We start from the raw sequence: 14,180 nt of genomic DNA on the forward strand, positions 1-14,180 counted from the left end.
TCCTCCGGGATCGCGCGTTGGCGCTGCACGGAGCGCCGGGTTCAATGAGTGCGGCCATTGTTCCATGTTTTGCACCCTGTCGTGCCAATGCCCCTTATCGCCGTCATGGCGCGCTGATCGGACGCCGCTCATTTGGGCCATTCGTCCATTGCATCGTTGAACAGTTCCGCGACCATGCCGCGCAGCCAGCTCCCGCGCGGATCGTTATGAAACTTGCGATGCCAATGCTGCCGCAGATCGAAATGCGGCAACGGCAGCGGCGGCTCGACCAGCGTGATCGACGCATGCTCCGAGACGTACGCGAAGCCGATCGCGTGCGGCACGGTCGCCAGCAGGTCGGTGCGCGCGAGGATGAACGGCAGGCTCATGAAGTGAGGTGTTTCGAGTACGGCGCGGCGCTTGATGCGTTTCTTCTCGAGGTATTGCTCGAGGACTTCCTGGCTGCGTCCTTCGGCACGCACGACGGCATGACCCGACGCCACGAACTGCGCCAGCGTGAGCGGCGCCTTCGCCAGAGGATGGCCCGTGCGCATCAGGCAGATGAAGCGATGCGTGAAGAGCCGTTGCTGGAAGAAGTTATTGCCCGACAGATCAGGGAAATAGCCGATGGCAAGATCGACATCGCCCGATTCGAGCCCGCGTTCCACCTGCGACGGCGAGACCGACACCGAGCGCAGATTCGCGAACGGCGCGCGTTCGGCGAACAGTTGCAGAAGCCGCGGCAGAAACACGATCTCGCCGACGTCCGATAGCGCGATCGAGAAAGTGTGAGTGCTGGTGGCCGGGTCGAATTCCTGCACGTCGAGCATGCCTTTCTCGATGCGCAGGAGCGCGTCGCGCGCGGCGGGCAGGATGGCGAGCGCGCGCGGCGTGGGCTCCATGCCTTTCGACGTGCGCACGAAGAGCGGATCGTCGAAGTATTCCCGCAGTTTTCCCAGCGCGGTGCTCACGCGCGGCTGGCTCACGCCGAGTTGCTCCGCAGCGCGGCTGACATTGCGCGTGTCTTCCATCGCGACCAGATAGGGGATCAGGTTCAGATCCAGGTTTGTCTCAGACATGCTCGGTGACCTGCGGTGCGGGTGGCGTATTTGATATGTAGATAGAGGTTAGCCCAACAATCTCATGTTTGGATAGTGAGATTGTCCGCTTCAGCCGGCCGACCGGCATAACAACCGGCATGGCACGCAGCGAGAACCTATGATTAAGGGGAATTCCCTGCCTTGACAACGTGCCCGAACGACAACCATAATCGCCTCAGCGTTCGCTAAACGAATCCATGTTCATATATCGAACAAATTTGGAGCGAGCAAACCATCGGCGCCTGCCCGCATCGCACCTGGCGAGCCGCCGCCGGCATCGGCCCGGAGACCGTCCCGCTCAAGCCCTGCCCTAAGGCAGCACGTCTGGCGGCACGCAGCGCCCTCAAGGAAATTCGACATGATCAACAAGATTTTCGAGTCACTTCAATCGGCGGTCGCCGACGTCAACGACGGCGCGACCGTCATGATCGGCGGCTTCGGCACGGCCGGCATGCCGTCCGAGTTGATCGACGCGCTCATCGAACAGGGCGCGCGCGAACTCACCATCGTCAACAACAATGCCGGTAACGGCGACATCGGGCTGGCTGCGCTGCTCAAAGCCAAGCGCGTGCGCAAGATCATCTGTTCGTTCCCGCGTCAAACCGATTCGTATGTGTTCGACGCGTTGTATCGCGCCGGAGAGATCGAACTCGAACTGGTGCCGCAGGGCAATCTGGCTGAGCGGATTCGCGCAGCGGGCGCGGGCATCGGCGGCTTCTTCACGCCGACCGGCTACGGCACCAAGCTGGCCGAAGGCAAGGAAACCCGTTTCATCGACGGCAGGCACTACGTGCTGGAGGCGCCGCTGCACGCGGACTTCGCGCTGATCAAGGCGTACAAGGGCGATCGCTGGGGCAATCTCACCTATCGCAAGACGGCGCGCAATTTTGGACCGATCATGGCAAGTGCGGCGAAAACCGCGATCGTGCAGGTGTCGCAAGTCGTGCCGCTCGGCGCGCTCGATCCGGAAAACATCGTGACGCCCGGCATTTTCGTGCAGCGCGTGATCGAAGTGCCGCAAGCCGCACACGCCCCGCTGCCCAATCCTCACGACGCTGCCGCCTGATTCGGAGACCGACATGAAAAAACTGACCCGCGATGAAATGGCCAGGCGCGTTGCGCTGGATATCCCCGAAGGCGCCTACGTGAACCTCGGTATCGGTGTGCCGACGCTGGTGGCCAACCACCTCGCCGCCGACAAGGAAATCTTCCTGCACAGCGAGAACGGCCTGCTCGGCATGGGCCCGGCGCCCGCCAAAGGCGAGGAAGACGACGAACTGATCAACGCCGGCAAGCAGCACGTCACGCTGCTCACGGGCGGCGCGTACTTCCACCACGCCGATTCGTTCGCGATGATGCGCGGCGGCCATCTGGACTTCTGCGTGCTCGGCGCCTTCCAGGTGTCGGCCACGGGCGATCTGGCAAACTGGCATACCGGCGCACCCGACGCGATTCCGGCAGTTGGCGGCGCGATGGATCTGGCGATCGGCGCGAAGCAGGTCTACGTGATGATGGAACACCTGACCAAGCAGGGCGAGAGCAAAATCGCCGCCGAATGCACGTACCCGGTGACGGGCGTAGGATGCGTCAACCGCATCTATACTGACCTGGCGATGATCGATGTGACCGATCAGGGCCTCGTGGTGCGCGAGATTTTCTCGGACATCGATTTCGACGCATTGCACAAGCTGACCGGCGTGCCGCTGATCGACGGCACGCAAGCGGCGCGCGCGGCTTAACCAGCCCGCAAGGCGCGGCGCAGGCGCCGGCTAGCGTGCCGGCGTCGCGCGGCGCAAACTTCACTTCCGATACCCTCGATCATCGACGTCATCATGCTCGAATCCAGCGCCCGTCTGACCGGCCTTCTTTGCGGCACGCAGCCGATGAACGACATCTGGGCGCCGCGTGCCACGCTGCAACGGATGCTCGACGTGGAAGCGGCGCTCGCGCGCGCTTCGGCCGAGCATCGCGTGATTCCGCGGACGGCGGTCGCCGCGATCGAAGCGGCGTGTCAGGCCGACCAGCTCGATGCCGACGCGCTCGCACGCGACGCCGCGCTCGGCGGCAATCTCGCGATTCCGCTCGTCAAGCAACTCACCGCGCGCGTCAAGGCGGCCGACGCCGAAGCGTCGAAATACGTGCATTGGGGCGCCACGAGCCAGGACATCATCGACACGGCGACGGTGCTGCAATTGCGCGACAGCTTCGATCTGCTCGACAGCAGCCTGCAATCCACCTGCGACACCGTGGCAAAGCTCGCGGCCACGCATCGCGCTACACCGATGATCGGCCGCACCTGGTTGCAGCAGGCGCTGCCCATCACGCTCGGCCTGAAATTCGCGCAGTGGCTCGACGCGCTGCTGCGTCATCGCGAGCGGCTCGATGCGCTGCGCGCTCGCGTGCTGGTGCTGCAATTCGGCGGCGCGGCGGGCACGCTGGCGAGCCTGCGCGATGCCGCGCCGCAGGTCACGCAGTCGCTCGCAAAAGAACTCGGCCTCGCCGTGCCGACGCTGCCATGGCATACGCAGCGCGATCGCATTGCCGAAACGGCGTCGCTGTTCGGCATGCTGATCGGCACCTTCGGCAAGATCGCGCGCGACATCTCACTGCAGATGCAAACCGAAATCGACGAACTGGCCGAACCGGCAGCGGCCGGCAAGGGTGGTTCGTCGACCATGCCGCACAAGCGCAATCCGGTCGGCTGCGCGGCGGTACTGACGGCTGCCACGCGTGCGCCGGGGCTTGTCGCCACGGTGTTCGCGGGCATGGTGCAGGAACACGAACGCGCGCTCGGCGGCTGGCAAGCCGAGTGGGATGCGCTGCCGGACCTCGCGCGCCTTGCGGGCGGCGCGCTTGCCAACATTGAACAGATCGCCGCGGGACTGAACGTGAACGTGCCGCGCCTCGCCGCCAATCTCGACGTCACGCATGGCCTGATTCTCGGCGAAGCGGTGATGCTCGCGCTCGGCGACAGCATCGGCCGGCTCGATGCGCATCATCTGGTGGAGCGCGCGTCGAAAGCCGCGATCCGCGACGGCCAGACGCTGTTCGACGTGCTTGCCGCGGACCCGGCCGTTACCGCACATCTTCCGCTCGAGCGCCTGAAGCAACTGCTCGATCCGGCTCAATACGTCGGCCAGGCGCACGCATATGTGGACGCCGCGCTGGCACTTCACACCACGCGCTCGCAGCGCGACCATTCCAGGGAGTAACCGGCATGCCTTACGCCGCAGTCAACGGCACCGAGCTTCATTACCGAATCGACGGCGACCGTCACGGCAACGCGCCGTGGATCGTGTTGTCGAATTCGCTCGGCACGGATCTGTCCATGTGGACGCCGCAAGTCACGGCGCTATCGAAACATTTTCGCGTGCTGCGCTACGACACGCGCGGCCATGGCCACTCGGAAGCGCCAAAAGGCCCGTACACCATCGAACAACTGACCGGCGACGTGCTCGGCCTGATGGACACGCTGAAGATCACCCGAGCGCATTTCTGCGGAATTTCCATGGGCGGTCTGACTGGCGTTGCACTGGCCGCGCGTCATGGCAACCGTTTCGAGCGAGTCGTGCTGTGCAACACGGCGGCGCGTATCGGTTCGCCGGAAGTGTGGGTGCCGCGCGCCGCGAAAGCACGCACCGAAGGCATGCCCGCGCTGGCCGCCGCCGTCCTGCCGCGCTGGTTCACGGCTGACTATATCGAGCGTGAGCCGGTGGTGCTGGCCATGATCCGCGACGTCTTCGTGCATACCGACAAGGAAGGCTACGCCTCGAACTGCGACGCCATCGACGCCGCCGACCTGCGTCCCGAAGCGCCGGGCATCAAGGTGCCGGCGCTGGTGATCAGCGGCACGCACGATCTCGCCGCGACACCGGCGCAAGGCCGCGAACTGGCACAGGCAATTCCTGGCGCGCGTTATGTGGAACTGGACGCCTCGCACATTTCCAACATCGAGAAAGCCGACGCTTTCACGAAGACTGTGATCGATTTCCTGACGGAGCAGAAATGAACGACGAAGATCGCTATGAAGCCGGACTCGGTGTGCGCCGCGCGGTGTTGGGCAGTGCGCACGTCGACCGGTCGCTTGCGAACCGTACTGAGTTGACGGAAGAGTTTCAGAATTTCATCACGCGCTATGCATGGGGTGAAATCTGGACGCGAGATGGCTTGCCGCGTCATACGCGCAGCCTGCTGACCATCGCCATGATGGTCGCGCTCAATCGCAGCGAAGAACTCGCACTGCATCTGCGCGCCGCGAAGAACAACGGCGTGACGCGTGAGCAGATCAAGGAAGTGCTGCTGCAAACCGCGATCTATTGTGGCGTGCCGGCGGCGAATTCGGCGTTTCACCTTGCGGATAAGCTGTTCCGCGAAGATGACGCGGCGGCGCAGCCCTAAGCCACGCTGTCCAGGATGACGAAACGCGCGCCGCCAACCCGGCGCGCGTTTTTTTATGCGGCGCCGCGCTCGTGTTCGCGTTTGCTTTCACGCCGGTCCAGCGCCGCCGCCGTCCCCGCCACCGGCAAACCCGACCGCACCGCGCGCAACACCGTATCCTTGATCACCTCGCGCCAATGCGCGAGCGCCGCCTTGTCCATCATCGGCTCGCCGAGAAACGCGCCCAACGTGTACTGATTGGCGTTATAAAAATAGCCGAGCGATGCGATCATCAGATACACGTCGCGCGCTTTGACGTCGGCGCGAAACACCTGTTGCGCGTGGCCCGCGTCCAGTAATTTTTGCACCACCGAAATCGCGTAGCCGGAAATCTCCTTCAGCTTCGACGATTTCTTCGCGTGCTTGCCCTGGTGCAGATTCTCGCTTGAGAGAAGCGTGACGAACTCGGGGTGATCGAGGTAATACTGCCAGACGAATTCGACCATCTGTTCGAGTCCATGCACCGGATCGGCCAAGTCGAGATCGAGCTTGCTTTCCGCCTCGTTGAATTGCGTGTAGATCGTCTCCAGAACTTCGACGAACAACTGTTCCTTGCTGCCGAAGTAGTAGTAGATCATGCGATCGTGCGAGCGCGCCGCCTTCGAAATACTCTCCACGCGCCCGCTCGCATAGCCCTGCTTGGCAAAGACCTTGATGGCCGCTTTGAGAAGTTTGGCGCGCGTGTCCTGCGCCTGTTTCGCACGGATGCCGGTAGCGCCCGGCTTGCGGGCGGCGGTGGGACTCATGGCGGTCTCGGATCTCTTGTTAGCGTCGGGGTGAACGGCATGCGCCGCGGCCGGCGAGGCCCAGGCGCGCCTTCATCATACAACCCGCACGGACTGCCGCGGCATGCGCTGCGCGATGATTCACTTCGGCGTAGATTGAAGTGTGACTCGCGCGTCGATAAAGCGGCAATGTGGCATTGCACCAATCACGCGCACGCCGGTAAATACGTTGCGCAGACTAAATTGATCGAGTAGATTTCTAACGAGTTTGGTGTAGCGGATACTACACGAAAGGTGAGTGGCCGCAACATGAAAATCGGCAGATCACGCGAAAGTGCCTGAAAACAGGCACTATTCGTCAGCCGGAGCGGGACCGATTGTAATGTCGTCGTATGGGAACCCCACCATGACAGAACATACGAAGGTCGATTTCGGTGCGGACAGCGTCGACGGCGAAACCGCCTCGACGCCGGGTCCCACCGTGCTCGAGAAGGCGGCGCCGCGTAGTGAGCGGATGGCGTCGAACAAGATCGAATGCAATGCCTGCCCGGTGCTGTGCCAGATATCCGAAGGGCGCACCGGCGCGTGCGATCGTTATGCGAATGCGGACGGGCGGCTGATTCGTGTCGATCCAGTGGTGTTCCTGTCGCGCGCGCCTTCAACTCCGACGCCCGAAGCGAACGCCGCGATCGAATTTGGCGCATCTCCTGAAGTACAGGACCCCGCTGCCGAACAGGCATTGTTCGTGACCGGCGTCGGCGCTTCCTCCACCTATCCCGACTACAAGCCCGCGCCTTTCATCGTGGCCTCGAAGCTCGACGACGTCGACATGATCACTGTCGTCACGGAAGGCATCTTCAGCTATTGCAGTTTCAAGGTGAAGATCGACACCGACCGCTTCCTCGGGCCGGAGCAATCGAACGTGCGTTGTCACGGCGAGATCGTCGGCCATGTGACGACAGCCGAATACGGCTCGCAGATGCTGAGTCTCGGCGGCGTGCATCATCTGACCGGCGGCAGCAAGAAAGAAGGTCGCGTGACGTGCGACATGATGCTCGCGCTCGGCAACAAGGAAGCGGTGGAGTTGAGCATCGACGGCGGCGCGAGTCTGGTGATTCGCGCGGGCGCGGCGCCGATCGTCGACGGCGTCGAGGAGCAGCGCATGCGCGTGGGCTGCGGGTCGGCCACCATCGGCATCTTTGCGAAGCAATGGTTCGGTCACGCGGACGAAGTAGTGGTCGTCGACGATCACATTACCGGCGTGCTCACCGAGCATCAGGCCGGGCGCTGCCTCGGCATGACACGCTCGGGTGTGAAGATTCGCGGACGCAAGTCGACGCCGGGCCGTTATTTCCAGGTGGCGAATCCGGGAACCGGCTGGGGCGGCACCGACATTCAGGACCCGCTCGCGATTGTCGAGGGCTTCGACCCCGCCGTCGCCAAGCCCGGCATGCGCTTGTTGATGGTGTCGACCACCGGCGAACACGCGCAGTGGTACGAACTGGATCACGATCTCGTGCCGCGCATCACAACGATGCCGGATGCGGTGCGCCGCACGGTCGAGCGGATTGGCGAGAACTGCGAACCGTCGCTCGCCACGGTGCTGTTTCTCGGCGGCGCGGGCGGCAGCCTGCGAGCGGGCGCCACGGAGAATCCGGTGCTGCTCACGCGCGCGATCAAACAGAAGCTGGTCAACGTGACTTGCGGCGGCGCGCCGGCCTATGTGTGGCCGGGCGGCGGGATCACGGTCATGGTCGATGTCTCGCGCATGCCCGACCGTTCGTTCGGCACGGTGCCGACGCCCGCGATCGTCGCGCCGATCGAATTCACCATGACGTACGACGCGTATCGCGATCTCGGCGGTCATCTCGACGCGGTGCGGTCATTGGAGAGCGTGCTGGCGAACGGACCGGAGCATACGGAAGGCGCGCCGCTCGCCCGCCGTACGTTGGCGCGCAATCCCGACAATCCGTGGCCGCCCGCCATGCCGCCGATGCTCGGCTGACACGCGAAGAGCGCCACTGCAACTCACGAAAAAACGAACGCAACGGACACGATGAACCCCACCCGCACCCGACTCGATGCGACCCGCTGGCACTGGCAGCACGGGCCGATCGATCTGATCCTCAACGCCGACGGCACGCCCCAGGCGGTGCAGGCCGCGTATGAGGCGTGCTGGGCGCGCTTTGTCGATGTGTTGCCGGAGTTGGTCGGTGAACTGAAGCGGCTTCGTCAACCCGTGCCGGCCGAAGCCGCGTTGAACGACACTGAATTGCAAGGCCCGGTTGCCCGCCGTATGTGGTTGGCCTGTCATCCGCACCGCGCGCGCTACATCACGCCGATGGCCGCGGTTGCGGGCAGCGTCGCCGACGAACTGATCACCGCGTTCGCACGCAAAGGCATCTCGCGCGCCTTCATCAACAACGGCGGCGACATCGCGCTGTATCTGACCGAAGGGCGGCAATACCGCGTCGGCGTGTTCGCGGACCTGGCGTCGTTCTCAACCGTGCGGCTATCGCGCGATCAGGCGCTCGACGCCAATCTGACGCTCGATGCCAGTCTGCCGGTTCGTGGCATTGCGACGAGCGGCTGGCGTGGCCGCAGCTTCAGCCTCGGCATTGCCGACAGCGTCACCGTGCTCGCGCGCAACGCCGCCGCCGCCGACGCCGCCGCGACGATGATCGCCAACGCCGTCGATCTGGATCATGCCGGTATTCTGCGGCGTCCGGCTTCGTCGTTGAAAGACGATAGTGACCTTGGCGATATGCTCGTCACCGTCGACGTGCCGTCCTTGCCGCAGCCACTGATCGATTTCGCGCTGGCGCGTGGTGTCGAAGCCGCGCAGCGTCTGCTCGAACAAGGCTTGATCGAAGGCGCCGCGCTATTCCTGCAAGGACGAGTGCGGGTCGCCGGCATTCGTGACACAAGCGGTCTGCTCTCGCAGAGCGCGCAAACTAGAACGGAGGCTCCGTGTTCGAAATACGCCGCGTGCTGACGCACGTCGAAGATATCTTCCACGAGTTCGGCCCCGCGCCAACGCAGCCGCTCAGACGCGGCGCGATTGCCGCGGTGATGACGAACCCGTTCGCCGGCCGCTACGAAGCGAAAATCGAGCACGCGATGGAGGCGCTCAAGCCCATCGGCTTCGATATGGCGCAACGGCTGCTGGCGGCGATGGCGGTGCCGCATACGTCGATCGAAAGTTACGGTAAAGGCGCGATTGTCGGCGCGCGCGGCGAACTGGAACACGGTGCGCTATGGCATGTGCCCGGCGGCTACGCGATGCGTGAGTTGCTGGAGAAGAATGGGGTGCCCACCAACGCCATTGTGCCGTCCACCAAGAAGGTCGGCGCGCCGTCCACCGCGCTCGATGTGCCGCTCACGCACGTCAACGCGAGCTACGTGCGCAGCCATTTCGACGCGATCGAAGTGCGCGTGCCCGGCGCGCCCGCCGCGGACGAGCTGGTCTATATCCTCGTGATGAGCACCGGGCAGCGCGTGCATGCGCGCGTCGGCGGCCTCGCGAAAGAGGCGATCGTGGGCAAGGACGGTTTGCGCTGAGCAGCGCCCGATTGGCGCATCGCGCTGAAGCATGGAAACGAAGCAGAGCAGGCATCGAAACTCGGAGAGCGAAATGGCAATCAAGCTTCGCAAGCTGGTCGTGCAGGTGGATGAAACACGCATTGAAATGGGCCAGGCGGTCGAGCCGCCGGCGCGCCGCGCGGTCGCGATCGCGGTGATCGACAATCCGTATGCCGGCCGCTACGAGGCCAAACTCGACGCGCTGATCGAAGCCGGCGAAGAGTTGGGCGCGCTGCTCGGCAACAAGTGTGTTCAAGCGCTGGGCATCGCGCCGGGCGAGGCGCAAAGCTATGGCAAGGCCGCCATCGTCGGCGAGGCGGGCGAACTGGAACATGCCGCGGCGATCCTGCATCCCAAGCTCGGCGCGCCGCTGCGGGTGGCGGTCGGGAAGGGCGCGGCGCTGGTGCCGTCGGCGAAGAAAATGGGCACGCTCGGCACCGCGATCGACGTGCCGCTCGGCCATAAAGACGCCGCGTTCGTGCGCAGTCATTTCGACGCGATCGAAGCGCGCGTGTCGGACGCGCCGCGCGCGAACGAGATCGTGGTGGCCGTCGCGGTGACGGCGTCCGGGCGGCCGCTGCCGCGCATTGGCGGCTTGCAGGTGAGTGAGATCAAAGGCGAAGACGGTTTGCGCTGAGTTTTGTATGCAGCGATTTCGCCGGCGCTCCAAAGGACCTAAGGGACTTTCTTCGGGGCGTATTGTATTGTCCTGCCGTTGACGCGTGCGCGCATGGTGCCGCACGCGCTGCAATGTCTGCCGATCGCGTTGAATGCGCCCAAGCCGCGCATGCGCCGTTCAGCACACTGCCAAGGGTCGTGATGCTTTCGAATTTGCTGGTACAGCTGGTCAACGGACTCGCCGACGCGTCGACGCTGTTTCTCGTCGCCGCCGGCTTGTCGTTGATCTTCGGCGTGACGCGCATCGTCAACTTTGCGCACGGCTCGTTCTATATGTTCGGCATCTATGTCGCGTACAGCATAGCGAGCCGTTTTGGACACACGGCGGGCGGCTTCTGGCTGTCGGTGCTGGCGGCGGCGCTGGTGGTCGCGGTGCTGGGCGCGCTGGTCGAGATGATCGTTCTGCGGCGCATCTATCAGGCGCCCGAGCTGTTTCATCTGCTTGCCACGTTTGCGCTGGTGCTGATCTTTCGCGATGCCGCGCTGTGGCTGTGGGGTCCGGAAGACCTGTTCGGACCGCGTGCGCCGCATCTGGCGGGCGCGGTCGATTTCCTCGGCCATCCGCTGCCCACCTATGACATCGCGCTGATCGTGATCGGGCCGGTGGTGTTGCTGCTGCTTTGGTACGCGCTGACACGCACGCGCTGGGGCACGCTGGTGCGCGCCGCGACGCAGGATCGTGAAATGCTCGGCGCGCTCGGCATCAATCAGGCGTGGCTGTTTACCGGTGTGTTTTTCGTCGGCGCGTTTCTCGCCGGCCTGGGCGGCGCGCTGCAAGGGCCGCGCATGTCGGCGAATCTGTCGCTGGATCTGGAGACGATCGGCAACGCGTTCGTCGTGGTGGTGGTCGGCGGCATGGGGTCGATTCCGGGTGCGTTCATCGCCGCGCTGATCATCGCGGAGATCAAGGCGCTGTGCATCGGCATCGGCCATGTGACGATCTTCGGCGTCGGTCTGTCGTTGAGCCGGTTTACGCTCGTCGCCGAGTTTGTCGTCATGGCGGTCGTGCTGGTGGTGCGGCCCTGGGGTTTGCTCGGCCGCGCGAGCGCCGCCGTGCGTGGCATGGCCGCGCCGGAAACGCCTTTGCGTCCAGCGGGCAAGCGCCTCAAGTGGCTGGCCGCCATTGCGTTGCTGATGCTCGTGCTTGCGCCGCTTGCGGCCAACGCGTTTCCATACATGCCGGTGTTGCTTGTCGAGATCCTGATCGTCGTGCTGTTCGCCACGAGTCTGCATTTCATCATGGGACCGGGCGGTATGCATTCGTTCGGCCACGCCGCGTACTTCGGACTGGGCGCATACGGCGCCGCGCTGTTCCTCAAAGTGCTGAATCTGCCGATGGAAGCCGCCCTGCTGCTCGGACCGCTATTGGCGGTGGCCGGCGCGCTGGTGTTCGGCTGGTTCTGCGTGCGGCTCTCCGGCGTCTATCTCGCTATGCTGACGCTCGCGTTCGCGCAGATCGTCTGGTCGGTCGTGTTTCAGTGGGACGACGTGACGGGCGGCAGCAACGGCATTCTCGGTTTGTGGCCGTCGAACTGGTTGTCTTCGCCGGTGGCCTTTTATTACGTGACGCTCGTCTGCGCCGTGGTCGGCGTGTGGCTATTGCGCAAGATGCTGTTCTCGCCGCTGGGTTACGCCATGCGCGCCTCGCGCGATTCCGTGCTGCGCGCCGAAGCGATCGGCATCGACGTGAAGCGCGTGCAATGGGCCGCGTTCGTGATCGCATCGCTGTTCTGCGGGCTCGCCGGATCGCTCTATGCGTTCTCCAAAGGTACGATCTCACCGGAGGTGATCAGCGTGAGCCGTTCCGTGGATGGCCTCGTGATGGTGCTGCTCGGCGGCTTGCAGACCCTCACCGGGCCGATTGTGGGCGCGGCGGTTTTCACGTGGCTGCAGGACACCGTCGCGCGGCAAACCGACTATTGGCAGGCGCTGCTAGGCTTCGCGATCCTGCTGCTGGTGATCGCGTTTCCGCAGGGGATCGTCGGTTTCATTCGCGAGCGTTTTGGCGACGACAGCGTTGAACCGGCGGACAAGAGCGCGGTGTCGCCTTCTCGACGTACTGCAATCAAGGAGGGGCTATGAGCTTGCTGCGCGTCAGCGGTCTCTCCAAATCGTTCGGCGGCCTCAAGGCGGTCGACGATGTCTCGTTCGATCTCGAAGCCGGTCAATTGCTGGCCTTGCTCGGACCGAACGGCGCGGGCAAGTCGACCTGTTTCAACATGGTCAACGGACAGTTGCCGCCTTCGTCCGGATCGATTCGTCTCGACGGTCACGAACTGGTCGGCATGCGTCCCCGCGACATCTGGCGTCTGGGCGTGGGCCGCACGTTTCAGATCGCCGCGACCTTCAATTCCATGACCGTGATCGAGAACGTGCAGATGGCGTTGGTCTCGCGCGAGCGCAAAACTTTCGGCCTGTGGAAATCCGCGGGGTCGCGCTACGCCGATGAAGCCCTCGCGCTGCTCGAACAGGTCGGCATGGCCGCGGATGCGAACCGCGCTTGCGGCGTGCTCGCTTATGGCGACGTGAAGCGCGTCGAACTCGCGATCGCGCTCGCCAATCGCCCGAAGCTGCTGCTGATGGATGAGCCCACCGCCGGCATGGCGCCGAAGGAGCGCAATGAATTGATGGCGCTGACCAAGCGTCTCGTCACCGAGCACAAGATCGGCGTGCTGTTTACCGAGCACAGCATGGACGTTGTATTCGCCTACGCCGATCGCCTGATCGTGCTTGCGCGCGGCAAGCTGATCGCCGAGGGCGACGCCGATACGATCCGCAACGACCCGCGCGTCCAGGAAGTCTATTTCGGCACCGGCAAGACCTTCCAGCCGCACGCGCCGCTGCACGAAACGGCGGGCGGGCATGGCGGCCAGCAAGGACAGGGAGCGCTGCAATGAGCGAGCCGATGCTGAAAGTCTCCGGCCTCAACGCGTTCTATGGTCGCGCGCATATTCTGTTCGACGTCGGCCTCGAAGTCGGACGCGGCGAAGTCGTGGCGCTGATGGGCCGCAACGGCGCCGGCAAATCGACCACGATGAAAGCGGTAATGGGTCTGCTGCCGCGCCGCCAGGGCGAAGTGAATTTTCGCGGGCAGAACATCACGGCGTTGCCGCCGTACAAGATCGCGCGCATGGGCATGGGCTTCGTGCCCGAGGATCGGCGCGTGTTCGCGGATCTGACCGTGATGGAAAACCTCGACACCGGCCGTCAGCCGCCGCGCGACGGTGCACCGCAATGGACGCCTGAAAAGCTGTTTCGCCTCTTTCCCAATCTCGGCGAAATGCCGCAACGTCCGGGCGGCCAGATGAGCGGCGGCGAGCAGCAGATGCTCACCGTGTCGCGCACGCTGATGGGCAATCCGTATCTGGTCCTGCTCGACGAACCGTCCGAAGGCGTGGCGCCCGTGATCGTCGAACAGATGGCGAACATGATTCTCGAACTCAAGCGCGAAGGGCTGTCGATTCTGTTGTCCGAACAGAACCTGCACTTCGCCGAGCTGGTCAGCGACCGCGCGTATGTGCTCGAAAAAGGGCAGATCCGTTTTAGCGGCACGATCGGCGAACTCGCACAGAACGAAACAGTGAGGCGCGCTTATCTGAGCGTGTGATTCCTTCCATCGGTGCGCGATGTGCACGCTGTGGCACTTCGTGAGCGCCTGGCAGTCGTTGCGAAAGGAGAG

At 64.0% G+C, this 14,180-nt stretch carries 14 protein-coding genes; 12 read left to right on the forward strand and 2 right to left on the reverse strand.

What is annotated here, in order from left to right:
* Window positions 1-128 precede the first annotated feature (128 nt).
* Window positions 129-1,058: a LysR family transcriptional regulator gene (locus RI103_RS22700; RefSeq protein ID WP_310817766.1), complete on the reverse strand. Its 930-nt coding sequence runs from the start codon at window positions 1,056-1,058 to the stop codon at window positions 129-131.
* Between the two features lie 379 nt (window positions 1,059-1,437).
* On the opposite strand from RI103_RS22700, the gene RI103_RS22705 reads away from it, so the two are divergent.
* The 5 genes from RI103_RS22705 to pcaC all read left to right on the forward strand — a co-directional run bounded on the left by RI103_RS22705 (window position 1,438) and on the right by pcaC (window position 5,477).
* A complete protein-coding gene (locus tag RI103_RS22705; RefSeq protein WP_310817767.1) occupies window positions 1,438-2,145 on the forward strand; it encodes a 3-oxoacid CoA-transferase subunit A in 708 nt (235 codons plus the stop codon).
* 13 nt (window positions 2,146-2,158) lie between these two features.
* Window positions 2,159-2,818 carry a 3-oxoacid CoA-transferase subunit B gene (locus tag RI103_RS22710; protein ID WP_310817768.1) on the forward strand — a complete coding sequence of 220 codons (660 nt, stop codon included), beginning with the start codon at window positions 2,159-2,161 and terminating at the stop codon, window positions 2,816-2,818.
* 93 nt (window positions 2,819-2,911) lie between these two features.
* Window positions 2,912-4,291: a 3-carboxy-cis,cis-muconate cycloisomerase gene (locus RI103_RS22715; RefSeq protein ID WP_310817769.1), complete on the forward strand. Its 1,380-nt coding sequence runs from the start codon at window positions 2,912-2,914 to the stop codon at window positions 4,289-4,291.
* A gap of 5 nt (window positions 4,292-4,296) precedes the next feature.
* Window positions 4,297-5,088 (forward strand): 3-oxoadipate enol-lactonase, encoded by a 792-nt coding sequence (gene pcaD, locus RI103_RS22720; RefSeq protein ID WP_310817770.1) that lies wholly within the window; start codon window positions 4,297-4,299, stop codon window positions 5,086-5,088.
* On the forward strand, window positions 5,085-5,477 hold the full coding sequence (gene pcaC, locus RI103_RS22725) for a 4-carboxymuconolactone decarboxylase (protein WP_310817771.1): 393 nt from the start codon (window positions 5,085-5,087) through the stop codon (window positions 5,475-5,477). The genes pcaD and pcaC overlap by 4 nt, the downstream gene beginning before the upstream one ends.
* Before the next feature lie 53 nt (window positions 5,478-5,530).
* Here pcaC and RI103_RS22730 read toward each other — a convergent pair whose 3' ends face one another.
* On the reverse strand, window positions 5,531-6,262 hold the full coding sequence (locus RI103_RS22730; protein WP_310817772.1) for a TetR/AcrR family transcriptional regulator: 732 nt from the start codon (window positions 6,260-6,262) through the stop codon (window positions 5,531-5,533).
* Between the two features lie 385 nt (window positions 6,263-6,647).
* On the opposite strand from RI103_RS22730, the gene RI103_RS22735 reads away from it, so the two are divergent.
* The 7 genes from RI103_RS22735 to RI103_RS22765 all read left to right on the forward strand — a co-directional run bounded on the left by RI103_RS22735 (window position 6,648) and on the right by RI103_RS22765 (window position 14,108).
* A complete protein-coding gene (locus RI103_RS22735; RefSeq protein ID WP_310817773.1) occupies window positions 6,648-8,246 on the forward strand; it encodes a 6-hydroxynicotinate reductase in 1,599 nt (532 codons plus the stop codon).
* 51 nt (window positions 8,247-8,297) lie between these two features.
* Entirely contained in the window at window positions 8,298-9,236 is a 939-nt protein-coding gene (locus RI103_RS22740; protein WP_310817774.1) for a UPF0280 family protein, read from the forward strand.
* Window positions 9,212-9,802: an amino acid synthesis family protein gene (locus tag RI103_RS22745; RefSeq protein WP_310817775.1), complete on the forward strand. Its 591-nt coding sequence runs from the start codon at window positions 9,212-9,214 to the stop codon at window positions 9,800-9,802. Before RI103_RS22740 ends, RI103_RS22745 begins: the two co-directional genes overlap by 25 nt.
* 73 nt (window positions 9,803-9,875) lie before the next feature.
* Window positions 9,876-10,460, forward strand: a complete 585-nt coding sequence (locus tag RI103_RS22750; protein WP_310817776.1) for an amino acid synthesis family protein — start codon at window positions 9,876-9,878, stop codon at window positions 10,458-10,460.
* A gap of 182 nt (window positions 10,461-10,642) precedes the next feature.
* Window positions 10,643-12,583 (forward strand): ABC transporter permease, encoded by a 1,941-nt coding sequence (locus RI103_RS22755; protein WP_310817777.1) that lies wholly within the window; start codon window positions 10,643-10,645, stop codon window positions 12,581-12,583.
* The gene (locus RI103_RS22760; protein WP_310817778.1) at window positions 12,580-13,398 is read left to right on the forward strand and encodes an ABC transporter ATP-binding protein; all 819 of its coding nucleotides are present in this window, start codon (window positions 12,580-12,582) and stop codon (window positions 13,396-13,398) included. Before RI103_RS22755 ends, RI103_RS22760 begins: the two co-directional genes overlap by 4 nt.
* Window positions 13,395-14,108, forward strand: coding sequence for an ABC transporter ATP-binding protein (locus RI103_RS22765; RefSeq protein WP_310817780.1), 714 nt, complete (start codon window positions 13,395-13,397; stop codon window positions 14,106-14,108). Before RI103_RS22760 ends, RI103_RS22765 begins: the two co-directional genes overlap by 4 nt.
* Window positions 14,109-14,180 lie beyond the last annotated feature (72 nt).

The sequence above is a fragment of the Paraburkholderia sp. FT54 genome, from assembly GCF_031585635.1.
Lineage (GTDB): Bacteria > Pseudomonadota > Gammaproteobacteria > Burkholderiales > Burkholderiaceae > Paraburkholderia.